Source organism: Streptosporangium sp. NPDC002607, from assembly GCF_053592655.1.
In genome coordinates this window covers 359,162-385,307 of sequence record NZ_JBSFWD010000001.1, presented here as the reverse complement: position 1 = coordinate 385,307, position 26,146 = coordinate 359,162, and the positions used below count along the sequence as shown (strand labels likewise).

Genomic DNA, 26,146 nt, shown 5'->3' with positions numbered 1-26,146 from the left:
ATCGCTCCATCTAGCGGGAGAGCGACACTCGCGTGGGCCCGAAGACGAAGTCGGGGTCGATCTGAGCCGCCAGATCCTCGCCCGTGGCCCTGTTGGCCCAGGCCTCGGCATTGCGGAGGTGGAACCGCACGGCCTGGCGGCCGAAGCGGTCCCAGTCCTTCTCCTGGGCGTCGAGATGGTCGAGGAGCGTGCCCAGAGCCCGGGAGTTGGCCACCTCAAGGTCGGAGAGGGTGAAGGGGCGGCCCTGCTCCATCGCGCGGATCGCCGCGGAGTGCTCCAGGCAGACGAGCAGGTCGTCGCCGACCTGCTCGCGCAGGAACGACACGTCCCCGGGGCCGTGGATCTTGTTGCCCACCACCGCGATCGGCACGCCGTAGTCGGCGGCGTAGTCACGGTACTGCCGGTAGACGCTCACCCCCTGGCGGGTCGGCTCGGCCACCAGGAAGGTCATGTCGAAGCGGGTGAACAGCCCCGAGGCGAATGAGTCGGCCCCGGCCGTCATGTCGACCACGACGTACTCACCCGCGCCGTCGAGCAGATGGTTGAGATACAGCTCCACGGCGCCGACCTTGGAGTGGTAGCACGCCACTCCCAGGTCATCCTCGCTGAACGGCCCGGTGACCATCAGCAGGGGCCCCTCGGGTGCGGCGGCGGCGAATCCGCGGTGGATCGGGTCGTTCCGCTTGTCGAGGCGGAGCAGTCGCGAGCCGCGCCCCGGCGGGGTGGTCTTGACCATCGCCGAGGCCGAGGAGATGCGGGGGTTGTCACCTCGCAGGTACTCCTTGATCTCGGTCAGGTGCGAGCCCATCGGTCTTGGCAGCGCACCATCGGCCACTCCCAGTGCCATGCCCAGGTGCTGGTTGATGTCGGCGTCGACGGCCACGACGGGACCGCCCCGGCTCGCTGTGTATCTCGAGAACAGCGCCGACAGAGTCGTCTTGCCGCTGCCGCCCTTGCCGACGAATGCCACCCTCACGACGACGATCCAATCTGATTATGAAAATCATTGCAACTACTGCGGGGGACCATCATGCCACGGCGGGCGAGGGCGCGTGACGTGTATCACCGAGCGGGCTGGGAGGGTGTCCGCGCTGCGAACACGGATGAAAGTGGTCTCTCATGACAAGTACGGATGTGGGGTCTGAGGGAAAACACCTGCCATGTCATGACCGGTGCTGAAGATCCGCCGTTACCGCTTCGCTCCCTCCTGTACGGACTCGGCGACGGCCTTGGGTACGGGTAGGGCAGATGTTTGCCGTCGACTCCGGTGAGACCCCGGCCGCCCGGGTATCCCACCCCGAGTCGGTTGATCTTGAGCCCCCCGGCGGGATCGTGGACAAGGGGTCAGCAAGGGGCTTTGGTGATAGGTACCGATACCCGGTCACGTCGCGTTTCCGAGCGGCGAGCCGACGGATTCGCCGCGTGGGGGGTCGCGCTCGCGATGCTCGCGACGCCGCTGGTCGTGTCCGCCCCGCCCCGGAACGGGACGGAGACGCCGCCGTCCCACCCGGCCACCGTGACGTCTCCGCATCGATCGGAGGCCGGCGAGAGAGCCCTGTCCGCTCCGGTGGAGGCTGTGGAGGCGGTGGAGGCGGGGGCCGGGGCCACCAGGACGGTCTCGCCTGTTCCCGCCAAGTCCGGCGGGAGGTCCTTGCCCGCTCCGGCGGAGGTGGAGGAGGCGGGGGTCGAGATCACCAAGACGGCCTCGCCCGTCCTCGCCAGGCCCGGGCAGAAGATCACCTACACCGTCGAACTGCGCAACACCGGTGACGACGACCGGCCGGACTTCACCTTCACCGACGACCTGTCGGGCGTGCTCGACGACGCGGACTTCGACCACGACGAGTCGGCCACCTCGGGGACGGTCTCCTTCGCCGAGTCCAGGGTGACCTGGTCGGGGGATGTGGCCGCCGGTCAGACGGTGACGGTCAGCTACGGAGTCACGGTGAACGACCCTCCGGCGGGGGACCTGCGGCTCTCCGGCGAACTGGTCGGTGGCGAGGGCTCCAACTGCGAGGCCGGTTCCACCGATCCCGCCTGCGGCAACCTCGACGCGCCCGGCCTGCCGCTGCTGTACGTCCTCATGACCGCGGACCGGGAGACGGTCGATCCCGGCGAGGTGGTCGCGTACACGGTCACCGTCGGCAATGTCGGCACCGCCGCCTATCAGGGGGCCGCGCTCACCGGGGAACTCTCCCGGGTGCTCGACGACGCGATCTACAACGGCGACGCGCGGGCCACGGATGGAACCGTCTCGTACGGCGCGTCGAAGCTGGCCTGGACCGGCGACATCCCGGCGGGTGAGACGGTCACGATCACCTACAGCGTGACCGTGAACACCCCCGACACCGGGGACCGGGTGCTGGACAGCGCCGTCCAGGCTCGCGGGGGCGGGACGAACTGCCCCGGCCCGGCGCCGGGACCGGCCAGTCTCGGTGAGCCCGTTCCCGGGGCGAGCCTCGGCTGTGCGCAGCGGGTCGCGGTGGAGGGTGTGACGATCGGCAGGACGCTCACGCCGGAGGAGCCCGGGGCGGGTGACACCGTGACCTACACGATCACGGTCACCAACCCGGGGCGGATCGCGTACCCCGGAGCCCGCCTCACGGACGATCTGTCGGGGGTGCTCGACGACGCGGTGTTCGGCGATGTGGAGGCCTCCTCGGGCACCGTCAGCTATGCCGAGCCGGTGCTCGACTGGCGGGGTGACATTCCGGCGGAGTCCGCGGTGACGATCACCTACCGCGTCACGGTGGGCGACCCTCCCTCGGGCGACTCCATGCTGCGCGACGAGGTGGTGGGCGTGAAGCCCGAGTCCAACTGCTCCGCGGGGTCGACCGATCCCGACTGCGGGACGGAGCCGGTGAGGATGGCACCGGCACCGGCACCGGCACCGGCACCGGCACCGGCACCGGCACCGGCACCGGCACCGGCACCGGCGTCGGAGGCCGGCCCCGGCCCGGAACCGGGGGCCGTCACCGATCATGTACCGGAGTCGGCGCCGGTCCCCGGCAGGGAACCGGCGTCGCCGCCCGCTTCCGATCTGGTGCCGATCCCCTCGCCCGTCCGGACCTCGTCGCCCGCCCGGATCCCTTCGCCCGCGCGGGTGCCTGAGCCGTCTTCCGCGCCGTCGTACGGGCCGGCCTGGGAACGGCCCCTGCCGATCCCCTGTCCCGTCGGCGGGCCCTGCGCGGGACCGGGCCGTCCCGCGCTGCCGTTCACGGGCCTGCCGCTCGGACCGGTCCTGGCGGGGTTCCTGCTCCTCGGCCTCGGCCTGGCCCCGCGGCTGTGTCGCCGGCGCGGGACGCCCTGATGCTCCGTTCCTCAACGGAGGTCGCGAACGCGCGACCGGGAGGCTGAGGCCGTCAGGACGGTCTCCGATGAGGAACGTCGGACCAGGACTCTCGCGCGGGTCAGGCCGGCTGGGCCCGGCGGCGACGGCGACGGAGCAGGAACCCGGCGGTGGCCAGCCCGGCCGCGGCGGCGGAGGCCAGTGAGATCGGCAGGACCCAGTCGGTCGTCTCCGGCGAAGCCACGGTGTTGACGTCCGTGGCGCAGACCAGCACGGGGCCGGCCGCGCTCCTGCGGGCGCAGGCAGTCGTCGCCAGGTCCCGCACCTGCGCCCCCGCGACCGCGCCGACCCGGGCGCTCAGGTGGACGACGGTCTCCTTCCTGGGCAGGACGTTCACGGTCCACGCCACCTTGCCCTGCTCCACGCGGCCCCCGGCGTCCGCCTTCACGAAGGTCATCGACGGCGGCAGGGACTGCACCAGGAGGATGTGCCTCAACCGGGTGGTTCCCTGGTTGTTGATACGGAGCGTGTACGTGCTCTCCGCGCCGGGAGTGGTGTCCCTCGTCCCGTCGTCGAGGGAGATTGAGAGTGAGGGGACCGGATCACCCCAGGCCGGCTGCCATCCAGCAGCGGGTACGGCGACCGCGGTGAGCAGGCTCAGGCTGGCCAGGCGGCGTTTCATCCTCTTACCTCCATGGTGACTCTAAGTAATCACTCCATAACAGCATTCCGGCCCTCGTGGGCGCTCTCAACGCGCCGGGTGTGTCGCTCATCAGCCGTTACCCGCTGATCTGCCGTCCGTCAGTCGCAGGCGGAGTCGAGGACGACGGCGCTCGCCCCCGCGCGCTCCCCGGCGTTCCTGCCGCGGTTCCCCGTCGGCACGGCGGGCACGGCGGCGTCGGCCCCGGCGGGCGGGGCCGCCAGGGTGGCGGTGACCTCACGCCTGATCAGGTGGTAGTCGGGCGCACCCGTATAGATCAGCGGGGGCACGAACTGGAGGCTCCTGATCCTGGAGTTCTTCACCTTCTCCGAAAGCTCGACCAGGTCGGGCAGTAGCTGCCGCGGTATGTCGGTGGAGATCGCCTCGACGGTGGCGGTGGCCAGCCTCTCGAAGCTCTTGAACACCGTCACCGGGTCGGCCTGCTTGGCGACGGCGTTCAGCAGGCATTTCTGGCGGCTCATCCGTACGTAGTCGTCGCTGAAGGTGCGGGACCTGCCGTACCAGAGCGCCTCCTCGCCCGAGAGTTTCCGCCGGCCCGCCTCGATCCGGCCCTCGTTCTGCCTGCCGTACACGATGGGGTCCTTGATGCGGATCCGCACGCCGCCCATCGCATCGACGATTTCCACGAACCCCCTCATGTCAACCATCGCGTAATAGGAGATGTCGAGTCCGAGGATGCCGCCGATCGTCCTTTTCAGCAGCGAGGGGCCGCGGTGTCTCTTGCCCAGCTTCGGGGCCATTTCCGGGTAGTCCTCGGCGTACTGGTAGACCTCGTTGAGCATGCCCGGTGTGTAAGGCGGCTCGCCTTCGAAGCCGAAGGGGAATCGCTCGCGGGCCGGGCCCGGCGGCATCGGGACTTTCTCCAGATTCCTCGGCAGGCCGAAAAGCACGGTTTCGCCGGTCCGGGTGTCGACGCTGGCCACGGTCATGCTGTCGGTGCGCACGCCGACCCGGTTGGCCGCCGCGTCCGCGCCGATGAGCAGGATGTTGATCCGCTCCATGCCCTTCCACGGGTCCGTCGGCATCGGCGTGATGCTCTCCGCGAACACCGAGGTCACCACGCTCTGGGAGACGTAGGCCAGCCGAGCCACATAGATCATCGGAGCGGTCACCAGCACGCACAGCAGGCCGACGGCGGCGGTTGAGAGGTACTGGGCCGCGGGCGATGACGACTCCGGCCGCACCAGCAGGTAGGAGTGTATGACCACGGCCACCGCCACGGCGGCCAGCAACATCGCGGCGAGCGCGAAGGCCCAGAGCCAGGCGGGCTGTACGGCGAGGGCGAGCAGGGCGGGCCCCGCGGTCAGCACGGCGATCGCGGCGGCTCCGGCGAGGGTCAGCTCGATGCCCATCAGAAAGGCGCCCGTCAGGCGGCGGCCCGCCCAGACATGGGCCAGGCCCCACAGAACGGCCGAGCCCAGTGTCAGTGCCAGACTCGATCCGACGCCTGTCCGCCCCGTGTTATCGGCCATAGCCCTACATCTCCTGTCCGTCACCCCAATACGTCGCAGGTTAGTAACGGTTTCCAGTTGAATGGGCTATGTGGTTGTTCGACGCGCTGAGGGTGGTCGGTCAAGGTTTGTAAACCAGATCGCGCCGTCGGGATGACGCTGACCTCCAAGTTATGGTCAAAAAGGACACGTAATCGATTTTGACTGGCAAACGAGGGGATTTCCAGGTAAAGCGGTTAGGAGGTCCCGTGCGTAAAATGATCAGCTCGATTTTGATCGCGCTCGGCTGCCTTCTCGCGCCCCTTACCCTCGTGGCGTTCTGGACGGCGAACGAGGTGGCGGACCCCGGCGGCTACCTCAGGAACATGGCGCCGCTGGCCCGCCACCCGGACGTAAGGGACGCGGTCACCGGTCGCGTCGCCGACGAGATCACCCTGAGGTTGCGCGAGCTGGGTGTCGCGGCCGAGGAGGGGCTTGTCCACAACGCGGTGGGGGATCAGGTCGACGATGACTTCGTCACCGCCTGGGTGGAGACCAACAGGCTGGCGCACCGCCGGTTCGTCGCGGTCCTGAGCGCGGATTCCGGCATACCAAGCAGCATCGGCTACGACCTCGCCCCGATGTACGAACTGGTCAAACACCGGCTGCGGAGCGGCGGTCTGGAAGCCGCCTCCCGCCTGCCCAGGACACATCCCGTCGCCGAGGTGCTCCCCGCCTCCGCCGTGGCCAAGATCGACCACATCCATGACAGGCTGATCTCACTGAGGTGGGTCCTGGCGGGTACGTCACCGGCCCTGATCGCCGCCGGGGTCTTCCTGGCCCGCGACCGGTGCACCGCACTGATCGGTGCCGGTATCGGCATGGCCGGGAGCATGTTCACGCTGGCGATCGCCATGTCCGCGCTACGTAACATCTACCTGCCGGACTCCACCAGCCCCGGCGGCCTGCCGGTCGCCGCCGTGCTCGTGATATTCGACGCGCTGACCGCCTTCCTGAGAAACGGCCTGCGCGTGCTCTTCACGCTCGGCCTGCTCATGGCGGGGGTGGTCTTCGTCGCCAGGAACGGGCTCATCCGTTACCAGGCCGCCGCCGCCATGTTCGAATCCCGCGCTCACCAGTCGGAGGAGCCGACGAACGACGTCGCCGACGGCCGGTAGCCGAGGCGGGCGCGCGCCGCGGTGATGTCGAGGGTCCGCTCGACGGCCAGGTGGCCCGCGGCGTAGCGCGTCAGCCGGGGCGGGTGCGGGCGCCGGAGCAGCCGGAAGGCGGCCTCGGCGACGGCCGCGACGGGGTCGACCAGCTTCAGGGGCAGATAGTACGGTTCGGCGTCGATGCCGCGTTCCGCGAGGATCGAGCGCAGGGCGTCGTCGAGTATGACGGGTTCGGCGTCGGTCACGTTGAAGACACCGTGGTCGACGGGGCCCGCGGCGGCGAGCAGACAGGCCAGGACCAGGTTGTCCACCGAGGTCAGGCTGATCCGCTGGCGTCCGTCGCCCACCGCGAGAAGCCTGCCACCCCTGACCGCGCCGAGGACTCGGGGAAGCAGCGTGGTGTCCCCCCTGCCGTAGACCGCGTGCGGTCGCAGGATGACCGCCCGCTCCAGACACCTCTCCGCGGCGGCCTTCGAGGCGCCGTAGGCGCTCGCGTACCGCTCGACCGGGGCGGCCTCCTCGGTGGCCATCACGGTCGGCAGGAACGGGTCGTAGACGCTCGCCGTGCTGACGTGCACGAACCTGGCGCCGGGGAAGGCCGCGGCCGCGTTGCGGGTGCCGTCGACATTGGCCGCCCAGATGTCACGCGCCGGCCCCCAGTCCGTGACGCTCCCGGCACAGTGGATCACCGCGTCCACCTCCCGCGGCTCCGGTCGCCCGCCGAGGAGATCCCACGGTGTGTACGGCGCGTGGCCGACGTGCCCGCCGTCCACTCCGGACCGCCTGCCGAAGGCGAACACCGTCCAGCCCTCCGCCACGGCCGCCCGGCAGACCGCGCCTCCCACGAACCCCGAGGCCCCCGTCACCGCGACCCGCAACGCCCTGCCGCCCGGCCCGGGATCGGTGCCGGCCCGATGCGGGCGGTCCCGATGCTCAGTCACGGCGGGCGACCAGGTCCCGCAGGGCGGCCCGGTCGAGCTTGTCGGCCCGCCCTGAACGGGGAAAGGCGTCGAGCGGCTCGATCCGGTCGGGCAGGGCCGCCGAGTCCATGATTTCGGGGAGTGCCCCGCGCAGCCGGCCCTCGTCGTAGCCGCCGGTGGGCACGACGGCCAGCACGACCTCCTCGTCCCCGGTGTCGGGGTCGGCGAGTCCGACGATCGCGGCCTCGGCCACCCCGGGCAGCGCCGCGATGCCGGACTCGTACAGGCCCGGATAGATGTTGACGCCGTCGCGGAGGATCATGTCCTTCTTCCGGCCGAGCAGTACCAGCCGACCGGCGTCGAGCCGGACCAGGTCGCCGGTGGCGATCTCGCGCAACGGCTCCTCCCCGAGATAGCACCGCGCGAGGTGGGGTCCCGAGACGAACAGCTCACCGTCCTCGGCGATCCGGACGCCGACACCGGGCAGCGGTGCCCCGAGCAGGTCCCCCTCGGCCTGGGCCAGCTTCTCCCGCGCCGACGCGATGGCGATGGGGAGCGCCTCGGTCATCGCGTAGACGGACAGCACCTCGGGGCCGGCCTCGATCGCGCGCCGGAGCACGCCCGGCGGGGCGGGGGCGGCGCCGAGCAGGAGGTAGCGGAGGGTTCCGGGAAGTCTGGGGGTCTGGCGCAGCAGCCTGTCCAGGTGCACCGGCACGGCGAAGGTGTGGGTGGCCCGCCTCGCGGCCAGCTCGGCGGCGAGGTCCCCGCCTCCGGGCAGTGACCAGGTCGCCCCGGCCAGCAGGGCGGGGAGGCCGAGCATCAGCTGGTCGGTGTGCACGATGTCGCCGGGGCCGAGCGGGAACACGCTTCTGAACATCTCCAGCCCGGTCGCGAGCGATCTTCGGGTGTGCACCACCCCTCGCGGGCGCGCCGTGGTCCCGGAGGTGAAGATCACCGCCGCCGGCTGGTCCGGGTCGGATCGGTACGCCCGTGGCCCGGACGGGCCGGACGGCGATCGGAGGATCCCAGGCAGCCGCAGCGCCCCTCGGGGAACCCCCGGCAGCCACGGGCCGGTGTACAGGTGGCGGACGGGCCGGCCGGGAAGCGGATCGGCGAGGTTCGGCAGGAGCAGGCCGCGGCGGCGGGCCAGGCTCCTGAGCGGGCCGCTCAGCGTGTAGAGCAGGGACTCGCTGATCACCCACGCGGGCCGGGTCGCGGCCATGCGGGCCGCGAGCACGTCGGGCGCCAGCCCGGGGTCCGCGAGGACGAGCGTCCCGCCCGCCGCGACCGCCCCCAGCGCCAGCGTCACCGCGTCCACCCCGGGCCGCACCGCGAACAGCACCCCGTCCCCGGGCCGCATCCCGTCCTCAGGTGACGGTCCGCCCATCGCGTCGCGGACCGCCGACACCCGGCGGGCGAGCTCACCGTAGGTGATCTCGCGGCCTCGGCCGTCGACGATGGCGGTCCGTCCCGGCTCCCGCCCGGCGATGGCCATGATCCCGTTGATGATGTCGTTCATGTGGCACTGACCCACAGGTGCTCGTAGGTGGGAATGAGGACCCCTCTGGCCGCGCGCCGTCGCAGGACGCGTACCCGGTGGGAGAGCAGGACGGAGGCCACCGCCCGGATCTCCGCCAGGGCCAGCGGGTAGCCGATGCAGAAGTGCGGGCCCGCGCCGAACCAGAGCCTGCGCAGCTCGGGCGGGTGGGGGCGGGAGGGATCGAACGGGCCGTACGCCCTGGCGCAGTTGTGGGTGACGATCAGCACCCGGTCACCGGGGCGCACCGCGGCCTTGCCGACGCGCGCGGCGGTGGACACCGAGCGGAGCATCAGCGGGGTCGGCGTGGTGACCCGCATGGCCTCCTCGATGATCCGGTCCAGGTCGTCCACCGGGGTCCGGTGGTCGTGCAGGAGGGCGAAGAGCCGGGGGACGAACGTGGCGACCGTCTCGGTACCGGTCAGGAAGAACGCCCCGGCCGCTCCCCTGGCCTCGGCGGGCGAGAGCCCCTGTGCCCGCATCCGGCCCATCACCGTGGACTCGTCGGCGGCCTCATAGGCGGCCTGCGCGATGTCCCCGATCCGGTCCAGCACCTGCCGGGCGGCCGCCACCTGCCGATCCGACAGCCGCCGCGAGCGGAGCGAGACCATCGAGACGACCCGCTCCCCGTCCGCGAACAGCTCCCTGGCCCGAGCCTCGGAGACCTCGCCCAGCCCGATCACCCGGCAGATCACCGCTCCGGCCATCAGCCGCATGGCGTCCACCAGGTCGACCGCCTCGCCGCGTCCCAGCCGCGCCGAGAGGTCGTCGAGCGGCCCGCGGAGCACGTCGTCCACCAGCGCCGAGACGTACCCGGGGGTGAACAGCGGCATCAGCTTCCTGCGCAGCGCGAGGTGGCCCGCTCCCTCCATGTTGAGCAGCACGGAGGGGCCGAGCACGGGCGTCCACAGGTCGCCGGGCGATCCGGGACCGTCCTTGCGGAACCGCTCGTCCATCAGCACGGCCCGCGCGACGGTGGCGTCGTTGACCACGACGCCCAGCCCGGGAACCCGCACCACCGGCCCGAGTCTGGCCAGCAGTCGCAGGAGCGGGTAGGCGAAGGGATGCGCGGCCAGGTAGAGCCGCGTCTCGTGGTTCACCGGACGTCGATCACTTCTGGGCGGTAGTGGTGGTCGGCATACCAGGCGAGGGTGCCCGCGAGGCCGTACGCCCTGAGCCTGCGCACGGAGCCGAAGACCACCACGTCGCGGCGCGAGCCGTACGCGGCGGTGAGCATGCGCACCCGGTTGACCAGGGCGCGGTCCTCGTGGACCTCCTCGATCGCGGTCCTGGGGAAGCCGCCCGCGCGGTCGTAGAGCTCCGCGGTGATGGCCAGGGTGGCGCCGGGCATCATCACGTACGGCCCCAGGTAGCGCGGGTCCCTGTTGCCGGGCCGAAAGCGCCCGAAGGTGGCCGCCACCTCCACCACGAACGGGATGAGGTGCCGCTCCCAGAACTTCAGCCGGAACTCGTCGGTCCGGGGGCGCAGCTGGCCGCCGACCATCTCCAGCCCGTCGCCGAAGGCCCGCCGGATGTTGCGCACCCAGTCGGGGCGGGGCAGGCAGTCGGCGTCGGTCCTGGCCAGATGGGTCGCCCCGTGCGCGATGGCGTGGCGCATGCCGGTGTCGGAGGCGGCGCCCGTGCCCTTCCGGGTCTCGACGATCACCTGGACACCGTGCCGCCGGACGATCTCGGCGGTGCCGTCGGTGCTCGCGTTGTCCACCACGAGCAGTGTGAAGTCCCGGTCGTCCTGCTCGGCCAGCGCCCTCAGCGTCGCCTCGATGCCGTGGGCCTCGTTGTAGGCAGGGATGATCACCCAGAGGTCCATCACATCTCCGCCAGGATCACGCCGGTACTGATCCCGCCGCCCAGCCCGAGCAGCGCCACCCGGTCGCCAGGCCGCCAGCCGCCCAGCGCGAGCTGGAGCGGTAGCGTGGTCGAGGCGCAGTTGCCGTGCTCGGGCAGGCTGACCACGAGCCTGTCGGCGGGGATGTCGAGCACCTGGGCCAGGAAGCGCAGGTAGGGCAGCGCCACCTGGTGTACCGCCACGATGGCGAAGTCGTCCCAGGTCAGGCCGGTGCGCTTGAGCGCGTTGAGGAAGATGTCCGGGCCGATCATCTCGAACGCCTCCTTCAACCTGCGCCCGTCGCCGCGGAAGTAGGAGTATTCGGGGTCGCGAGGATGCGCCGAACCGCCTCCCGGCAGGGTGCCGATCGCCCACGCCGTGGAGTCGGCCGCGAAGTCGCGGTAGAAAATGCCGCGTTCCATATCGGCGGCGACCATGACCGCGGCTCCGGTGTCCGACATCGTGTAGCCCGCGAAGGAGTCGACGAACTGCGCGCGATCCCTGACCCGCCAGCGGATCGCCCGTGAGGGGATCTCGCCCGAGCAGACCAGTACCTTGCGGTGCGCCCCGGACAGGATCAGCGCCTCGGCGATCTGGATCCCGTTGAGCATACTGTTGCAGGCGTTCTTGATGTCGAACACCGGGCAGGAGAGTCCCAGCTTGGCCGCCACGATGTGCGCGGTGGCGGGCTCGACCATGTCCTGCGAGGCCGACGCGAAGACGAGCAGGTCGACGCCTGAGTGGTCGAGGCCGCGGGCCGCCTCGGCGGCCAGGTCCGAGGCCTGCTGGTCATCGCGGGCCACATGGCGCCGTCGGATTCCCGTCAGCCTCTCGACGACGCCTCCGTAGGGCACGTAGCCCTCGATCCGCCGCTCCACATCCGCGCTGGACATGGTCCGTTCCGGCAGATACGTCGCGACGCCCGTGATCCGGGCTTTCATTGATCTCCCTAAACAGGATTAAGTCTCCCTATGTCCCCATGCTCGCGCAATGTATCGAAAAGGTGGGGATTTGTCCTGATCGTGCAGCTGAGGACCAATGAAACGGCGCGTCTCACACCGGCATAAGCCGGTTATGCGGGGGTAACCGCTCCTGTCGTGAGCGACGTTCAGACGGGGACCGTGACCACGAAGGTCCCTGCGAGGTTGGACCGGCTGCCGTGGTCACGATGGCACTGGATGATCGTCGTCGGCCTCGGCACCGTCTGGATCCTCGACGGCCTCGAAGTGACGATCATCGGAAACCTCTCCGCCCAGCTGGCCAAGGAGGGCAGCGGCCTGGCGATCACCCAGGCCCAGGTCGCAGGGCAGGCCGCGGCCCTCTACGTGGCGGGGGCGTGTCTCGGGGCGCTGTTCTTCGGCTGGCTCACCGACAGGTTCGGCCGGAAGAAGATGTTCATCATCACGATGGCCGTCTACCTGGTCGCCACCGCCGCGACGGCGTTCTCCTTCTCCGTCTGGTGGTTCTTCCTGTTCCGGTTCCTGACCGGTTTCGGCATCGGCGGCGAGTACGCGGCCGTCAACTCGGCCATCGACGAGCTCATCCCGAGCCGCCATCGCGGCAGGATCGACATCATCATCAACGGCAGCTACTGGCTCGGCGCCGCCGGAGGCGCGCTGCTGACCGTGCCGCTGCTCGACAACCTCCCGCTGAACATCGGCTGGCGTGTCGCCTTCGGGATGGGGGTGGTGCTCGGCCTGGCCATCCTGCTGGTCCGCAGACACGTGCCGGAGAGCCCTCGCTGGCTGTTCATCCACGGCCGCGACCGGGAGGCCGAGAGGCTGGTCGACGAGGTGGAGAAGCGGATCGAGCGCGAGGAGGGCATCCCGCTCGACGAGCCCTCGCGGTCGATGACCATCCACCAGCGCACGTCGATCGGCTTCGGGCGGATCGCGCACACCATGGTCGCCCGCTACCCCAAGCGCACGGTCCTCGGCCTGGCGCTCTTCATCGGTCAGGCGTTCCTCTACAACGCCATCACCTTCGGGTACGCGCAGATCCTGTCGACCTTCTTCGGCATCGTCACCCACACCGGCTACTACTTCGCGGTCATCGCGGTCGGCAACTTCCTCGGCCCGCTCCTGCTCGGGCGGTTGTTCGACACGGTCGGCCGCATCCCCATGATCTCCGGCACCTACATCGGGTCCGGGGTGCTCCTTCTCGGCACGGCCTGGCTGTTCGACCAGGGGGTGCTGACCGCGGTCACGCTCACCGCCTGCTGGTGCGTCGTGCTCTTCTTCGCCTCCGCCGGGGCGAGCGCGGCCTATCTGACGGTCAGCGAGATCTTCCCGATGGAGACCCGGGCCATGGCGATCGCGTTCTTCTACGCGATCGGCACCTTCGCCGGTGGCGTGTCCGGACCGCTGGTCTTCGCCAACCTGGTCAAGAGCGGCAGACCCGGTGACACGGCGCTGGCCTTCTGTATCGGCGCGACCCTCATGATCATCGCAGGGCTGGTGGAGCTCTTCCTCGGGGTCAAGGCCGAGGGCAGGAGCCTGGAGGACATCGCCCAGCCACTGAGCGCCAAGCAGGACTGACCGTCCCGCCGGGCTCGCGGGACCCGCCGCCGTCCGGGCGACTTGGTACGATAGTCGTTATCATTTGAGTATCTGTTCAGGAGTTCGCCCATGGAAGTCGTCGCCGGTCTGGACGCGTGCGTGACCGTGGAGCCCGACGAGGCCAGGGTGGCGGCGACACGGGATCGCCTTGTCACCCCGAGCGAGGCGGCCCGGCTCGCCGACCTGTTCAGGCTGCTGGGCGACCAGACCCGCGCGCAGCTGCTGTACGCGCTGCTCGAGGCCGGTGAGCTGTGCGTCTGCGATCTCGCCGAGACCGTCGAGGTCAGCGACACCGCCGTGTCGCACGCCCTGAGGCTGCTGCGGACGGCGGGCATCGTGGCCAATCGCCGGTCCGGCCGGATGATCTACTACCGTCTCGCCGACGCCCACGTCAGGATGCTCCTCGACCTCAGTCGCGAGCACCTCCGTCACGAGATCGTCGAGGGCTGAGAGCCGCCCGTCCGGTTGTCGCCGGGGTTCGCCGCGCGGTTACACGGCAGGGTTGAGGGGCGCAGCGGGGTTTTAGCGGCCGTCGTCGCGGCAGAGGAGCACATAAGATCTTTTTTCACGATCTACACCATGATTGGACTCGCCGGGCTGAACACCGTCACCCGCACCGTGATCCTTTTGGAGGTATGCATGCGTGGTACAGCTCGCGTGTTCGCCATGACCGCAGCCCTCGCCCTGGGGCTGACCGCCTGCGGTGCCGGCGGGGCGGCCGAGGGCGGGAAACCGGCCGAGCAGTCCGTTTCCAAGCCCACGGAGAAGCCGACCGAGAAGCCCGCGGGGCCCGTCACCCTGAAGTACTGGACCTTCTCCCCGCCCGAGGCCGGGCTGAAGGCGGCGCTCGCCGCCTTCGAGGAGGCGAATCCCGGTATCAAGGTCGACCTGCGCACCTTCGGTGAGGCCGACTACCGCAAGCGGCTGCCCAAGGCACTCGACGGCGGCGAGGCGCTCGACGTCGTCGGCATCCACATCCCGACCATGACCGGCGCGGTCAAGAACCGGCTCCGTCCGGTCGCCGACTGGAAGGACGAGATCTCCGGCGACCTGCTCGGGGAACTCGACCCGGTCGCGGTCAAGCAGACGGAGCAGGTCGCCAAGGACGGCACGCTCTACTCGGTCCCGATGGGATCCACCGCCGGCGCGGTCATGTACTACGACGCGGCTCTCCTGTCCGAGCTCGGGGAGTCCTTCCCCAAGACGGTCGCCGATCTCGAATCCATCGTCATGCGGGTCAGGAAGGAGATCCCCGACCTCCAGCCGATCGTCTTCTCCGGCGAGCCGCGCCGGCAGGAGGAACTGCTGTTCACCATCGCCGGCCAGACCCACCCGACCCTCTCCGACGACCTGCTGGCCGGCGGAAAGTCGTGGAAGAGCGCCGAGATGGTCTCGGCCCTGACCGCCTATGGGGCGATGTTCGACAGGGGCATACTGGCGAGGTCCACGCTGGCCCTCAGGGGCGACGGCCCGGCCGAGCTCTTCCGCTCCGGCAAGGCGCTGTTCCTGGTGGACGGCTCAGGCCAGAGCTCGATGCTGTCCACGTCCTACCGCAGGACCGGCAAGTTCTCCGTCAAGAAGATCGGCGCCGGCCCCTTCCCCCCCCTCCTGCCGGACGCCAGGCCGGCCGTCCGTAGCACGGCCGAGGTGGGCCTGGCCGTCCCCAGGAAGTCCGGGCACGTGGCCGAGGCGGCCACGCTGATCGAATTCCTGACCGTGGGCGACGGCGTCTCCAGCTGGGCCGGAGACCTGACGATGGCCCCCGCGGCTGCGGACTTCAAGGTGGAATCGTCGGTCTTCGCCACCCCGGAGGGTAAGGACGGCTACGCCGCGCTCCAGGAACTCATCCGGGGCGGCGGCTCGCTGAACGTCCCCGACGAGGTGTTCCTGGAGCGCGCGGAGGGCGATGTGATCCTCGATGTCGCCCACGGCAGGATCACCCCGGAGAAGGCGGCGGCCCGCCTGCAGGAGGAGTGGTCACGCAGCCGGTGACGGCTCCGAACCCGGTGCGGCCTCCACGGGCCGGAACGTGCGGCGGTAGGCCAACGGCGAGACGCCGACGGCCACCTGCAGGTGCTGGCGGAGCGAGGCCGCGGTGCCGAACCCGGCCCGCAGGGCGATGCCGTCCACCGGCAGGTCGCTGCTCTCCAGGAGCTGCCGGGCCAGCTCCACCCGCTGCAGGATGAGCCACTGTCCGGGGCTGAGGCCCACCTCGTCGCGGAAGCGCCGGGTGAAGGTACGGCGGCTCATCCGGGCGTGGGCGGCCAGCTCGCTGAGGGGGAGCGGCTTGTGCAGCCGTTCCAGCGCCCAGGCCCTGGTCGCCGCGGTGGTCGTGGCGGTCGGCGCGGGAAGCGGGCGCTCGATGAACTGGGCCTGGCCGCCGTCGCGCCACGGCGGCACGACGCATCGCCTGGCCACCCGGTTGGCCACCTCGGTGCCGTGGTCGCGCCGGACGATGTGCAGGCAGAGGTCGATCCCCGCGGCCACTCCGGCGGAGGTGAGCACATCCCCGTCGTCCACGAACAGTACGTCCGGGTTGACCCTGACCTGGGGAAACAGCTTCTGGAAGTGCTCGGTGTGGCTCCAGTGGGTGGTCGCGGGGCGGCCGTCGAGCAGTCCGGCCGCCGCGAGCACGTAGGCGGCGGTGCAGATCGAGACCAGGCGGGTGCCCGGCCGGATGAGCGCGATCGCGTCGGCCATGGGCCTGGTGAGCCGTCCCTCGGTGGAGACGGGGCCGAGCGCGTGGGTGGCGGGGATCACCACGGTGTCCGCGCCGGCCAGGGCCTCGGCTCCGTGGTCCACCGCGACCGAGAAGTCGGCGTCGGTGCGTACCGGGGCGCCGTCGACGGTGCAGGTGAGCACCTCGTAGAGCCGCTCGCCCTCGGGGCTCCTGGCGATACCGAAGATGCGCGGCGGGATGCCCAGCTCGAAGGGGATCACACCGTCCATGGCGAATATGACGACCCTGTGCATGGCCTGATTCTCACATATGGCGGATGCGGGCCATCTCCGCAGGGACCGCACCTCGTGATCACCGGGGTGGTCTCTCCGCCAACCCGTCGGAGGGATCCCTCAGCGGCGTGTGGCGGTCGACAGCGGGAGGCAGAGGACGATTCGGGCGCCGTTGCCGGTGGCGCGGTCGGTGGCATAGAGCCTGCCCTGGTGTGCCAGGGCGATGTCCCTGGCTATGGGCAGGCCCAGGCCGGTTCCCCCGGCGTCGCGGCTGCGCGCCGAATCCAGGCGGGTGAACCGCTGGAAGATCCGCTCATGCTCCCCGACCGGGATGCCGAGCCCGTCGTCGATGACCTCCATCACGGCCTCGCCCCGTTCGTTTCCGACCCGGACCTGTATCTCCTTCGTCGCGTGCCGGTCGGCGTTGGTGAGCAGATTGGTCAGCAGCCGGGTCAGCTGGAGCCGGTTGCCTCGCACCACGACGTCGGGAGCGAGCTTCAACAGCACCTCGTGCCGGTGGGGCCACCGCTCCACCTCGGCGATGACCAGCTCGGAGAGGTTGATCTGCTCCGATGTACTCTGCACGCCGGCGTCGAGGCGGGTGAGCAATAGAAGGTCGTCGATGATGGCCTGGAGCCGTTCTGCGTCCGCCAGCACGGAGCACATGGTCGTGCGCGAATCCTCCGCGTCGGGATCGGAGATCGCCAGTTCGAGTTTGGTGCGCAGCCCGGTCAGCGGGGTGCGCAGCTCGTGGGAGGCGTCGGAGGCGAAGCGGCGCTGGTTCTCCACAGCCCGCTCCAGTCTTTCGAGGGTCGCGTTGACGGTCTTGGTGAGCTGCGCCACCTCGTCCTCGGAATCGGGGACGGGCATCCGGCGGCTGAGGTCGGTGGCGGTGATCTCGGCCATCTTGGCGCGGATCCGCGCCACCGGTTTCAGGGTGCGACCGGCGAGCTGCCAGGTGCCCCAGCCGAGCAGCGCGAGGAGCACGGAGCCGAAAAGCGCCAGTGAGATCTCCAGGACGTTGGTACGGAGCAGTTGGGGTTCCGGTGCCGCCGCGTAGACCATCACCTTGCCGTAGGGGGAGTGATCGATCCGGAAGCCCACGATGATGTAGCACGTCTGTCGCCCCGTGGGGAAGGTTATGCAGGACGTCCCGTTCACCCGGAGGTCGCCGTCGGTAGGGAGTGTTTCGCTGATCCTGGGCTTCCCCTTCATGGCGGGGCTGGCGGCGACCACCCGGCCGTCGGCCGCGACGACCTGGATGAGGGAGATGTGGCTGGTGGGAAGGACGACGGCGTTCGCGGGCCCGTTCTCGACGCTCTGGACCGCCTTCCCGGCGGCCTCGGCCACCGTGTCGGTGGCGTCGGTCAACACTTTGTCCAGCACAACATCCTGTATGGCGAACATGCCGATCCCCAGCACCAGCATGAACAGGACGAGCGCGGTGAGGGTCATGCGGCCCTGGATCGAACGTGGATATCGCAATGCTGACGTTCCCCCTCGAAAGGGTCTTTACTCCTATAAATGCATACTTAGGACTATTTATAGGTTATTGGTATTAATCGGACAGCAAAGCCAGGTCAAGTTTTTATGCTCATTTGATGGTGAAGGGAAATGGCTTCCAGCTCAGACGGGATCGGGAGGAAGCCGCCGGGGCCTTCGCGGCATCCCGATGGCAGCCGGTCGATCATGGCCTGCTCGGCGTCCCTCCCGTACGGCTCGTCTCGAAGTCCATCTGACGGGAACGGTCAGGCGCCGGTGCACGAGTCGTGGGTCGCGTCGAAACCCTTCAGGCTCTCGTTGTCGTTGTGGGGAAGCGGCTTCAGGCCTTTCCAGTCGTCACCGATCGTCAGGATGAGCCTTCCCGTGGTCGCCCAGGAGACGGGCTTGGGGGTGGAGACGATCAGGTCCCGGCTGAGGGTGGGTGCCTTGGCGGTGCCGTTCGGCGAGTAGGCGATCGTGGTCGCCGGGTACGGCTTGCGCAGGGCGTCGCCGATCCTGGCGACGTGATAGCCCCGCTCCTCCAACTGGACCGCTACCAGGGTGGCCAGACCGGACCGCATGGTTCCGTTGCGCACCTCTATCTGGATCTTCGATCGGGGCACCCTGGACTGGCCGCCCCTGACCCCGGAGCCGGCGATCGCCCGGTCCGTCGCGACGATACGGAACAGCCTGCCGCTCTGCGGCTCGACCCACTCCACCCGGCCCGGGTGGACCAGCGAGTAGCGCCACGGGGTGGTGATGAAGTGGATCTGCCCGGCGGCGAGCCCCTCGGCGCTGGTGGCCAGGTCCTTCATGACGCCCGGGGTGAGGCCGGGATCGGTGGTGACCGATTTCGTCGCCGCGTCCAGGAAGCCGAAGAGCCGGGCCGGGTCGGTGAGCGTCTCGCCGCTCATGACCTTCTTGACCATGGAGGCGATGAACATCTGCTGGCGCTGGATGCGCCCGATGTCCGATCCGTCGCCCAGGCTGTAGCGGGCCCGTACGTAGCCCAGGGCCTGCTCACCCCCGAGGTTCTGACGTCCGGCGGACAGGTGGAGCAGGGCCTTCTTGTCGTCGATCGCCTCGGGCACGCAGATCTCCACGCCACCGACCGCGTCGACCATGTCCTTGAAACCGGTGAAGTCGACCTTCACGAAGTGGTCGATGTGGATGCCGGTGAGCGATTCGACGGTCTTCCAGGTGCAGGTGATGCCGCCGGAGTTGAACGACTCGTTGATCATGCCCAGGTGCGGCCGCTGCCCTGGCAGCCCCTGCCTGGCCCGGCAGGCGGGGAGCTGGACCATCGAGTCGCGTGGGAAACTGATGACCATCGCGTTGTCCCGCTTCGGCGAGATGTGCGCGAGCATGATCGTGTCGGTCCGCTCGCCCGCCACCCGGCCGTACCTCGCGTTCTTGCCGTTGCGCTGGTCCGAGCCGACGATCAGGACGTTCATCGCACTGGTCGCGACCTTGGCCGGCCGGCGTCCGAGGTCCTCCGCGGTGACCTCGACGTGCTTGACGTTGCCGGTCAGCTTGACGTACGCGCCGGCCACGGTCCCGCCCGCCACGAGCAGCACGGCGGTGACGGCGGCCACCAGCCACCACAGCCACCTGCGACCAGGGCGGAACGAGCGCCGGCCGGGTGGAACCGGGGGCGGCTCGGGGAACGCGCCGATCACTCCGCTGCTCACGTGACTCCCGGGGGGGAAGGGGCCACGGCATGCGCCCGTGACCAAGGAGCCGTACTCCGGCCGTCGCCGAGTGTACTGATCTTCCGGCGCGGTGAGATCCTTTACGCGGCATATCCCGTATAGGGGTGCATGTCCTGTTACGATCCGCCGGTGATTATCCGTGACGGGCACCTCGGCGACGTACCGGCTGTCCTGGCGATGTTCGACAGCGCGGTGGCGTGGCTGATCTCCCAGGGGCGCACCGGCCAGTGGGGCAGCGAACCGTTCTCGACTGACGCGGCCCGTGTGGAGAGTGTCACCTCATGGGCGACGTCCGGCGGGATGCGCGTCGCCGAACTCGGCGGCCGGCCCGCGGGATGTCTGGTCGTGGGGTCCGCGATGCCCTACGTCACCCCCGCCTCCGAGCCCGAGCTGTACGTCCAGGGGCTGGTCATCGACCAGCGGTTCCACGGTCGCGGGGTCGGCTCGGCCCTGCTGGAGCGCGCCAGGGCCGAGGCCGTCGAGCGGGAGGTCGCGCTGCTGCGGGTCGACTGCTACGGCGGCGACGACGGCCGCCTGGTGGCGTACTACGAGAGCCAGGGCTTCACCAGGACCGAGAGTTTCAAGGTCGGCGACTGGCCCGGCCAGCTCCTGGAGATGAGGCTTCCCTCAGCGAGGGGCTGAACGGCTCGCGACGGGCGGGGTGGTCCGGCGGCGGCACGCGCGGGCTTGTCACGCGGGCGAAATTTCGATACGAGAGGATTGACCGGAGATCTACCATTATTTGGGGGATTTGTGGTTGGCGCTCTCGATCATCGCTACCGCGGTGAGCATCCAATGCGTACGCTCGCCTACCTCTTCCGGGAGGACCGCCTCAGGCTGCTCGTGGCGGTCTTCGCCTTCCTCTTCAAGCACAGCCCCACCTGGCTGCTGCCGCTGATCACGGCCAATGTCGTCGACATCGTGGTCGGTCACGGCCCGATCGCGCACCTGTGGGTCAACGCGGGCGTGCTGCTCGTCCTGCTGCTCCTCAACTATCCCCTCCACCTGCTCTACGTCCGCTGCCTGCACGGAGCCATCCGCCGGATGGGGACGGACCTGCGCTCCGCGCTCTGCCGCCGCATGCAGCAGCTCTCCATCGGCTACCACTCGCGGGTCAGCGCCGCCGTACTCCAGACCAAGGTCATCCGGGACGTCGAGAGCGTGGAGCAGACCAGCCAGCAGGCGGCGGACATGGGCCTGTCCGCGCTCACCATGCTGGCCGGGGGCCTGGTGGTGATCGCCGTGCGGGTGCCCGCCGCGATGCCGGTCTTCCTGGTGGTGGTACCCGCCGCCGCGCTGCTCGTGATGCGGATGCGCACCCGGCTGCGCGACGACAACGAGAGCTTCCGCCGCGAGGTCGAGCAGCTGTCCACCCGGGTCGGCGAGATGACCACACTCATCCCGATCACCCGCGCGCACGGCCTGGAACAGGACGCCCTGCACCGCGTCGACGGCACGCTGACCAAGGTGCTGCGCAAGGGGCTCCGGCTGGACCTGCTCAACGGCAGTTTCGGCGCGCTGGCCTGGATCCTGCTCAACACGCTCGGTGTCGCCTTCCTCGCCGGCTCCGCGTTCGTCGCCTACTACCAGGTCATCCCCATCACCGCGGGCGACGTGGTCATGCTCACCACCTTCTTCGCCACCCTCACCTCCGCCGTCACCTCCCTGCTCAGCCTCACCCCGGTGATCAGCAAGGGGCTGGCGTCCGTACGATCCATCGGCGAGGTGCTCCAGGCGCCCGACCTGGAGCACAACGCGGGCAAGGAGCAGGTCGTCTCCGTCGGCGGCGAGATCGAGTTCCGCGACGTCGAGTTCTCCTACGGAGAGGGCACCGCGGTCACCGGGTTCAACCTCACGGTGGCCCCCGGAGAGACGATCGCGCTGGTCGGCCCCTCGGGAGCGGGCAAGTCGACGGTGCTCAACCTCATCATCGGCTTTGTGCGTCCCAACTCCGGCCGGATCCTGCTGGACGGGCGTGACATGGAGACGCTGGACCTGCGGACCTACCGCAGGTTCCTGTCCGTCGTACCGCAGGAGTCGATCCTGTTCGAGGGCAGCATCAGGGAGAACGTCACCTACGGCATGGCCGACGTCCCCTCCGACAGGGTGCGGCAGGCGCTCCAGGACGCCAACGCGCTGGAGTTCATCGACCGGCTCCCCGCCGGCCTCGACACGGTCGTCGGAGAGCGGGGCGCCCGTCTGTCGGGCGGCCAGCGCCAGCGTCTGGCCATCGCCCGCGCCCTGATCCGCGACCCGCGTGTGCTGATCCTGGACGAGGCCACCTCCGCCCTGGACACCCGCTCGGAGGCGCTCATCCAGGAGGCGTTGACCCGACTGGTCGCCGGGCGCACGGTCCTTGTCGTCGCTCACCGGCTGTCGACCATCCGCGGCGCCGACCGCATCGTGGTCATGCGCGAAGGCGGGATCCAGGAGGTGGGCACTCACGACGAGCTGATGCGGTTGCGCGGCGCCTATGCCGGGCTGCAGGGCGCCCAGCTCGCCTGAGCACCTTCCAGCCGCCCGTTTCCCCGTGGACCAGCCTGCCCGGGAACGTGAGGAGGGCGCGGGACCCATGTCCCGCGCCCTCCGGCCCTACCGAGATGGGGTCAGCCCGCGACGCCCGTCCCGGACGGGTAGATGCGGAGCCAGTCCACCTCCATCCACGCCTCTCCCGAGCTGCCCTGGCCCGGGAACCAGTCCAGCTGCAGGCAGACCGACATCGAACTGCGGGTGGCGTTGCCGGAGCGGAACCACTCCTGCCCGTCGATGTAGCCGACGACGCTGTTGGGGGTGATCTCCACCGCGTAGGTGTGCCAGGTGGTCATGTCGATGTTGGCGTGGGCCTGCTCCTGTCCCTGCGGGGTGTGCAGGAAGAAGTTCGGCCGCTGCCTGTTCGGGTCGTCGATGACCTCCAGGAAGTCCACCTCCTCGCCGGTGGAGCTCTGCACGTTGCCGCCGCCGTCCTTCGGCCACAGCAGGGCGACGGGATGGTACGACCCGGCGCCCGGGTACAGGCGGATGCGGGTCTCCCAGCGCCCGTAGGCCTGGTCGTGACGGGCGGCCAGCCCGGCCGTGGTCCCGTCCTCACGGCCGTACAGGTAGAGCGCCCCGTTGCCGAGGTAGAGCTGCTGCGGAGAGCGGCGGCCGTTACCCGCGTGCCCGGCCGAGTCGTAGAACACCCAGTCGGACTCGTTGAGGTAGTCGTCGAACTCCGCGCACCAGGACGGTGTGCCCCAGTTGAGGGCTTGCGCGGCGCTGGCCTCGCCGGTCGTGGCGGGGGCGCAGGGCGCCGCCGTGACCACCTCTCCCTGGGCCGCGCTGAGAGTGCTCACCGCCAGCGCGGCCACCATGCTGAGTACGGCCACCCGCACGTGGGATCTGGTGATCATGATCACTCCTCCCAGGACCTGGCGCAGAGTTTGGAGGGGCTGAAGCTCCAGCAGCCGACGGTCGTCGGGCTGGGGGCCGCCGTCCTCATCGGGCTTAACAGCGGCTGGGCGGACTGGGGCGGCGGTGCGAACACCCAGCGGGGCGCGTTCGACGGCGACGATCCCTGGTTCGAGACCGGCAGGGCGTCAGGAGACTCCGCGGTACGGCTCCGCCAGGGCGCGAGGCTCCAGCACGAGGCGATGTCGGCGGGGTCGCACACCTCCGAGGAGGAGCGCTTGAACGAGGGCGGCGGCACGACGGTCCGTGGGGAGGAGTTCACCGCCTGGGGCTGGTTGTCACGGACCCACTCGCTCAGCAGGGTGGGTTCGTAGACGCCGGTCTGCGCGGGGGCGGGCTGTGGCGTGTGCGGTGGCGTGGTGGGGATGGTGGGCTGACTCGCCGAGGGCTTCGGCGTCGCCTTCGGCGGGATCGACGTCGGCTTCGGGAGTGTCGGGAGCGTCGGCTTCGGGAGCGTCGGGAGTGTCGGCTTCGGGAGTGTCGGCCTCGTGGGACTGGGGGTGCTGGCCGGTGCCGTGGTGGCCGGCGGGGTCGCGGCCGGGCTGGTGGCCGGGCTGGTGGCCGTCTCACTCGGCTTCGGCGCGGGGGTGTCGGAGGGGGCCGGCGTCGCGGACGGCGGGTTCGACGTGGTGGCCGACGGTTCGGTGCCCCCAGGGGGCTTGGTGGGCTGCGTGCTCTTTGGTGGCGTCTGGGTGGGCTTCGGGGGCGTCGTCGGCTCGGTGGTGCGCTTGGTGGTGGTGTTCGCGGGTGGTTCCCCGGTCGGACGCGTCCTGGAGAGCACCGGGTCCGCCGATGCGGTGGTCCTGGTCCGTGCGGGTTGCCGAGCCGCCGTGGTCTCCTCGGCGGGGACCTCCTCCTGTGGGGCGGGCGCGGCGTTCCTCGTACCGGGGCTGTTACGGGAGACCGGCGCGGTCTCCTCGGTCTCGCCGGTGGAACTCCTGGGCTCCTCCGCCGGCTTCTCCTCGGTGGGGCGGGATTGTCTCGTCTGGGTGGGTGGAGGGCTCTCCCTCTGGGCCACGGGGGCCTCGGCGGGGCGGGATTGTCTCGTCTGGGTGGGCGGGGAGCTCTCCCTTTGGACGGAGGGGATCACGATCTCGGAGACGGCCTCCTGCTGGGGGAGCGCCTCCTGGATCGGGCCTGAGGTGGTGCTCACGGCGGGATCCGCCATGGCGGCCCACGGCTGGGCGATGACCGCGCTTGTCGTCGCGGATACCGCGGCCAGCAGTAGGCCGGAGAGTAAGCTGACTCGCCGGGACGAGCTACGTGGGGGCATTGATGGCTCTTCCTGGATCTATGGGGTGGGCTTTGGGCCGGAGATGGGTCTCCAGCCGGCGGTGGTGAATTCGGGGGTGCCCGGCAGGGCGACCGGCGGCACGGAGGTTGCCAGGGGGTCGCGGATGTTGACCCAGTCCCCCTGGTTCGCGCCGCGCATGCCGGGCTGCCAGCGCATGAGCAGGCTGATGGCGTACGAGTTGGAGAAGGTCGGTTCGGTGTCCCCGACGCCCCGGGTGGCGGTCACCTGGACCAGGACCGAGACCTGCGTCTGATCCTGGCCGCGGGGTTTCCACTGGACGCCGACCGTCCGTGTCCGCATGGCGGCGCCGTCGGGTAGCGCCCCGTCCTTGGGAAGGCCGAGGATCTCGCGCCATCCGGCGACGGCCTCGCGGGCGCCGGCCCGTGCCGCGTCGTGCTGCTCGGGTGCCGCGTACAGCAGCGCCGCCTGCTCGGCCTGTGCGGAGTCCAGGGTCCACGCCGCCTCCAGCGCGGCGGCGGCGGCCGAGATCGCGCCCACCTCGCTGCGGGGGAATCCGACGGGGTAGCCGGCCGCGCCCTCGTAACCGGAGGGCGGGGCGAGCATGACGGTGTCCCCGGCGTTCCCGACGGGTACGGAGGCGCTCACGGTTTCGGGTTCGGATCGCAGGAGCTGCCATGCCGCGGCCGCCAGCAGGATCGCCCCCACGATCGAGACGACCACGATGATCATCCGGCGCCGAGCGTTCGGCGGCGGGCCCAGATCCCAGTTCAGCCCGGGATCGTCGGCGACATGGCGCACTAGTGGCTCCGATCGGTGCGCTGGTTGAACGTCTGCCCGGCCGCCGCTGCCAGGCGGAGGTACGCGCCCCGGGTCGTGGGCCGCAGGCGGACCAGGTCAACCTCGGCACCCTCCTTGAGGTGCGGGTCGTAGGGGATACGGATCACCGCGCGGCAGCGGGAGGTGAAGTGGCGCTCCAGCAGGTCCAGGTCCACGTCGGACTTGGCCTCCACGGCGTTCAGCACGACGATGGCGTTCCTGACCAGGTCGGCGTGGCCGTGGGCGGTCAGCCAGTCCAGCGTCGCGGCGGCAGAGCTCGCCCCGTCCACCGCGACCAGGCTGACCAGCACGATCTGGTCGGCCAGCTCCAGCGTCGCGCCCATGGCCCCATGGAGCAGGCCGGTACCGCAGTCGGTGATGCAGATGGAGTAGTAGCGCTCGATGAGACCGGCGACGGTGCGGTAGTCCTCGGCGTTGAAGGCCTCGCTCACGGCCGGATCGGTGTCGGAGGCGAGGACCTCAAGCCGGGCGGGGGACTGCGAGGTGAAGGCACGAGCGTCGGCGTAGCGCAGGATGTGGGGGGCCTCGGCCAGCATGGTGCGGATGGTCGCGGCCGTCTCGGACTTGACCTTGAGGCCCAGGGTCCCGCGGTCGGGGTTGGCGTCGATCGCGATCACCCGGTCGCCGCGCAGGGAGGCCAGGGTGTTGCCGAGGGCGACGGTCGTCGTGGTCTTGCCCACCCCGCCCTTGAGGCTCATGACCGCGATCCGGTGGTGCCCGCTCGCGACGGGGGTCTGTGCCTGCGCCATCAGCGTGCGCCGTTCCAGCTCCGCCGCCGACTCCGCGGGGATGATGCGCCTGCCGGAGAGTTGCCAGACGAGGCGGCGCCATCCTCCGGCGGGCTCAGGACGGCGGTTGGTGAGCAGGTGTTCTGCGGTGAGCGGGACCGTTTCATGGAACTGCTCGGCCGGAGCGGGCGGTGATGTCTGGATATGGGGGGAGGTATCTGTCATTGCCAAGTTCCTTTCGCAGGGAGGGGTACGGGGCT

General features: G+C 70.1%; 23 protein-coding genes. 8 read left to right on the top strand and 15 right to left on the bottom strand.

The window, feature by feature from the left end; all coding sequences use genetic code 11:
• Positions 1 to 10: 10 nt before the first annotated feature.
• Complete coding sequence (locus ACWD3H_RS01720; RefSeq protein ID WP_451953686.1) at positions 11 to 976, bottom strand: ATP-binding protein; 966 nt, start codon at positions 974 to 976, stop codon at positions 11 to 13.
• A gap of 384 nt (positions 977 to 1,360) precedes the next feature.
• Between ACWD3H_RS01720 and ACWD3H_RS01715 the strand changes: the two genes are divergently transcribed.
• On the top strand, positions 1,361 to 3,310 hold the full coding sequence (locus ACWD3H_RS01715) for a DUF7927 domain-containing protein (protein ID WP_451953685.1): 1,950 nt from the start codon (positions 1,361 to 1,363) through the stop codon (positions 3,308 to 3,310).
• A gap of 100 nt (positions 3,311 to 3,410) precedes the next feature.
• On the opposite strand, the gene ACWD3H_RS01710 is transcribed toward ACWD3H_RS01715, so the two are convergent.
• Entirely contained in the window at positions 3,411 to 3,971 is a 561-nt protein-coding gene (locus ACWD3H_RS01710; RefSeq protein ID WP_451953684.1) for a hypothetical protein, read from the bottom strand.
• 119 nt (positions 3,972 to 4,090) lie between these two features.
• Entirely contained in the window at positions 4,091 to 5,482 is a 1,392-nt protein-coding gene (locus ACWD3H_RS01705) for an LCP family protein (RefSeq protein ID WP_451953683.1), read from the bottom strand.
• 227 nt (positions 5,483 to 5,709) lie between these two features.
• Here ACWD3H_RS01705 and ACWD3H_RS01700 point away from each other — a divergent pair, with 227 nt between their 5' ends.
• On the top strand, positions 5,710 to 6,618 hold the full coding sequence (locus ACWD3H_RS01700) for a hypothetical protein (RefSeq protein ID WP_355547552.1): 909 nt from the start codon (positions 5,710 to 5,712) through the stop codon (positions 6,616 to 6,618).
• On the opposite strand, the gene ACWD3H_RS01695 is transcribed toward ACWD3H_RS01700, so the two are convergent.
• From ACWD3H_RS01695 to ACWD3H_RS01675, 5 genes are read right to left on the bottom strand one after another with little or no spacing between them, the layout of a single operon-like run.
• Complete coding sequence (locus ACWD3H_RS01695; RefSeq protein WP_451953682.1) at positions 6,573 to 7,553, bottom strand: NAD-dependent epimerase/dehydratase family protein; 981 nt, start codon at positions 7,551 to 7,553, stop codon at positions 6,573 to 6,575. The genes ACWD3H_RS01700 and ACWD3H_RS01695 overlap by 46 nt on opposite strands.
• Entirely contained in the window at positions 7,546 to 9,051 is a 1,506-nt protein-coding gene (locus ACWD3H_RS01690) for an AMP-binding protein (protein ID WP_451953681.1), read from the bottom strand. Before ACWD3H_RS01690 ends, ACWD3H_RS01695 begins: the two co-directional genes overlap by 8 nt.
• Positions 9,048 to 10,169, bottom strand: a complete 1,122-nt coding sequence (locus tag ACWD3H_RS01685) for a cytochrome P450 (RefSeq protein ID WP_350952972.1) — start codon at positions 10,167 to 10,169, stop codon at positions 9,048 to 9,050. Before ACWD3H_RS01685 ends, ACWD3H_RS01690 begins: the two co-directional genes overlap by 4 nt.
• A complete protein-coding gene (locus tag ACWD3H_RS01680; RefSeq protein WP_350952970.1) occupies positions 10,166 to 10,897 on the bottom strand; it encodes a glycosyltransferase family 2 protein in 732 nt (243 codons plus the stop codon). The genes ACWD3H_RS01685 and ACWD3H_RS01680 overlap by 4 nt, the downstream gene beginning before the upstream one ends.
• Positions 10,897 to 11,856, bottom strand: coding sequence for a 3-oxoacyl-ACP synthase III family protein (locus ACWD3H_RS01675; protein ID WP_451953680.1), 960 nt, complete (start codon positions 11,854 to 11,856; stop codon positions 10,897 to 10,899). The genes ACWD3H_RS01680 and ACWD3H_RS01675 overlap by 1 nt, the downstream gene beginning before the upstream one ends.
• Before the next feature lie 237 nt (positions 11,857 to 12,093).
• Here ACWD3H_RS01675 and ACWD3H_RS01670 point away from each other — a divergent pair, with 237 nt between their 5' ends.
• The 3 genes from ACWD3H_RS01670 to ACWD3H_RS01660 all read left to right on the top strand — a co-directional run bounded on the left by ACWD3H_RS01670 (position 12,094) and on the right by ACWD3H_RS01660 (position 15,465).
• Positions 12,094 to 13,452, top strand: coding sequence for an MFS transporter (locus ACWD3H_RS01670; RefSeq protein WP_451953679.1), 1,359 nt, complete (start codon positions 12,094 to 12,096; stop codon positions 13,450 to 13,452).
• Positions 13,453 to 13,542: 90 nt separating this feature from the next.
• Complete coding sequence (locus ACWD3H_RS01665) at positions 13,543 to 13,923, top strand: ArsR/SmtB family transcription factor (RefSeq protein WP_350913531.1); 381 nt, start codon at positions 13,543 to 13,545, stop codon at positions 13,921 to 13,923.
• Positions 13,924 to 14,112: 189 nt separating this feature from the next.
• Positions 14,113 to 15,465, top strand: coding sequence for an ABC transporter substrate-binding protein (locus tag ACWD3H_RS01660; protein ID WP_451953678.1), 1,353 nt, complete (start codon positions 14,113 to 14,115; stop codon positions 15,463 to 15,465).
• Here the strand turns inward: ACWD3H_RS01660 and ACWD3H_RS01655 are convergent.
• Positions 15,451 to 16,446, bottom strand: coding sequence for a GlxA family transcriptional regulator (locus ACWD3H_RS01655; RefSeq protein ID WP_451953677.1), 996 nt, complete (start codon positions 16,444 to 16,446; stop codon positions 15,451 to 15,453). The genes ACWD3H_RS01660 and ACWD3H_RS01655 overlap by 15 nt on opposite strands.
• Positions 16,447 to 16,545: 99 nt before the next feature.
• Entirely contained in the window at positions 16,546 to 17,880 is a 1,335-nt protein-coding gene (locus ACWD3H_RS01650) for a sensor histidine kinase (RefSeq protein ID WP_451953676.1), read from the bottom strand.
• A gap of 146 nt (positions 17,881 to 18,026) precedes the next feature.
• Between ACWD3H_RS01650 and ACWD3H_RS01645 the strand changes: the two genes are divergently transcribed.
• Positions 18,027 to 18,164 (top strand): hypothetical protein, encoded by a 138-nt coding sequence (locus ACWD3H_RS01645; RefSeq protein WP_451953675.1) that lies wholly within the window; start codon positions 18,027 to 18,029, stop codon positions 18,162 to 18,164.
• A gap of 9 nt (positions 18,165 to 18,173) precedes the next feature.
• On the opposite strand, the gene ACWD3H_RS01640 is transcribed toward ACWD3H_RS01645, so the two are convergent.
• Positions 18,174 to 19,598: an LCP family protein gene (locus ACWD3H_RS01640; protein ID WP_451953674.1), complete on the bottom strand. Its 1,425-nt coding sequence runs from the start codon at positions 19,596 to 19,598 to the stop codon at positions 18,174 to 18,176.
• 150 nt (positions 19,599 to 19,748) lie between these two features.
• On the opposite strand from ACWD3H_RS01640, the gene ACWD3H_RS01635 reads away from it, so the two are divergent.
• Together ACWD3H_RS01635 and ACWD3H_RS01630 are read left to right on the top strand one after the other, a co-directional pair.
• On the top strand, positions 19,749 to 20,261 hold the full coding sequence (locus ACWD3H_RS01635; RefSeq protein WP_451953673.1) for a GNAT family N-acetyltransferase: 513 nt from the start codon (positions 19,749 to 19,751) through the stop codon (positions 20,259 to 20,261).
• A 153-nt stretch (positions 20,262 to 20,414) separates the two neighbouring features.
• Positions 20,415 to 22,124, top strand: a complete 1,710-nt coding sequence (locus tag ACWD3H_RS01630) for an ABC transporter ATP-binding protein (protein ID WP_451953672.1) — start codon at positions 20,415 to 20,417, stop codon at positions 22,122 to 22,124.
• Positions 22,125 to 22,225: 101 nt separating this feature from the next.
• Here the strand turns inward: ACWD3H_RS01630 and ACWD3H_RS01625 are convergent, their stop codons facing one another.
• The 4 genes from ACWD3H_RS01625 to ACWD3H_RS01610 all read right to left on the bottom strand — a co-directional run bounded on the left by ACWD3H_RS01625 (position 22,226) and on the right by ACWD3H_RS01610 (position 26,111).
• Positions 22,226 to 23,008: a glycoside hydrolase family 16 protein gene (locus ACWD3H_RS01625; protein WP_355547513.1), complete on the bottom strand. Its 783-nt coding sequence runs from the start codon at positions 23,006 to 23,008 to the stop codon at positions 22,226 to 22,228.
• 2 nt (positions 23,009 to 23,010) lie between these two features.
• Positions 23,011 to 24,219 carry a hypothetical protein gene (locus tag ACWD3H_RS01620; RefSeq protein WP_451953671.1) on the bottom strand — a complete coding sequence of 403 codons (1,209 nt, stop codon included), beginning with the start codon at positions 24,217 to 24,219 and terminating at the stop codon, positions 23,011 to 23,013.
• Between the two features lie 138 nt (positions 24,220 to 24,357).
• Positions 24,358 to 25,119, bottom strand: a complete 762-nt coding sequence (locus ACWD3H_RS01615) for a hypothetical protein (protein WP_355547507.1) — start codon at positions 25,117 to 25,119, stop codon at positions 24,358 to 24,360.
• Positions 25,119 to 26,111, bottom strand: coding sequence for a nucleotide-binding protein (locus ACWD3H_RS01610; RefSeq protein WP_451953670.1), 993 nt, complete (start codon positions 26,109 to 26,111; stop codon positions 25,119 to 25,121). Before ACWD3H_RS01610 ends, ACWD3H_RS01615 begins: the two co-directional genes overlap by 1 nt.
• Positions 26,112 to 26,146 lie beyond the last annotated feature (35 nt).

Excerpts from the sequence above, each read along its gene's own strand:
- ACWD3H_RS01680 (WP_350952970.1), bottom strand. The coding sequence starts at position 10,897 with ATGGACCTCTGGGTGATCATCCCTGCCTACAACGAGGCCCACGGCATC.
- ACWD3H_RS01710 (WP_451953684.1), bottom strand. The coding sequence starts at position 3,971 with ATGAAACGCCGCCTGGCCAGCCTGAGCCTGCTCACCGCGGTCGCCGTA.
- ACWD3H_RS01625 (WP_355547513.1), bottom strand. The coding sequence starts at position 23,008 with ATGATCACCAGATCCCACGTGCGGGTGGCCGTACTCAGCATGGTGGCC.
- ACWD3H_RS01665 (WP_350913531.1), top strand. The coding sequence starts at position 13,543 with ATGGAAGTCGTCGCCGGTCTGGACGCGTGCGTGACCGTGGAGCCCGAC.
- ACWD3H_RS01670 (WP_451953679.1), top strand. The coding sequence starts at position 12,094 with ATGATCGTCGTCGGCCTCGGCACCGTCTGGATCCTCGACGGCCTCGAA.
- ACWD3H_RS01630 (WP_451953672.1), top strand. The coding sequence starts at position 20,415 with ATGCGTACGCTCGCCTACCTCTTCCGGGAGGACCGCCTCAGGCTGCTC.
- ACWD3H_RS01705 (WP_451953683.1), bottom strand. The coding sequence starts at position 5,482 with ATGGCCGATAACACGGGGCGGACAGGCGTCGGATCGAGTCTGGCACTG.
- ACWD3H_RS01610 (WP_451953670.1), bottom strand. The coding sequence starts at position 26,111 with ATGACAGATACCTCCCCCCATATCCAGACATCACCGCCCGCTCCGGCC.
- ACWD3H_RS01655 (WP_451953677.1), bottom strand. The coding sequence starts at position 16,446 with ATGCACAGGGTCGTCATATTCGCCATGGACGGTGTGATCCCCTTCGAG.
- ACWD3H_RS01650 (WP_451953676.1), bottom strand. The coding sequence starts at position 17,880 with ATGACCCTCACCGCGCTCGTCCTGTTCATGCTGGTGCTGGGGATCGGC.
- ACWD3H_RS01660 (WP_451953678.1), top strand. The coding sequence starts at position 14,113 with ATGCGTGGTACAGCTCGCGTGTTCGCCATGACCGCAGCCCTCGCCCTG.
- ACWD3H_RS01675 (WP_451953680.1), bottom strand. The coding sequence starts at position 11,856 with ATGAAAGCCCGGATCACGGGCGTCGCGACGTATCTGCCGGAACGGACC.
- ACWD3H_RS01690 (WP_451953681.1), bottom strand. The coding sequence starts at position 9,051 with ATGAACGACATCATCAACGGGATCATGGCCATCGCCGGGCGGGAGCCG.
- ACWD3H_RS01645 (WP_451953675.1), top strand. The coding sequence starts at position 18,027 with ATGGTGAAGGGAAATGGCTTCCAGCTCAGACGGGATCGGGAGGAAGCC.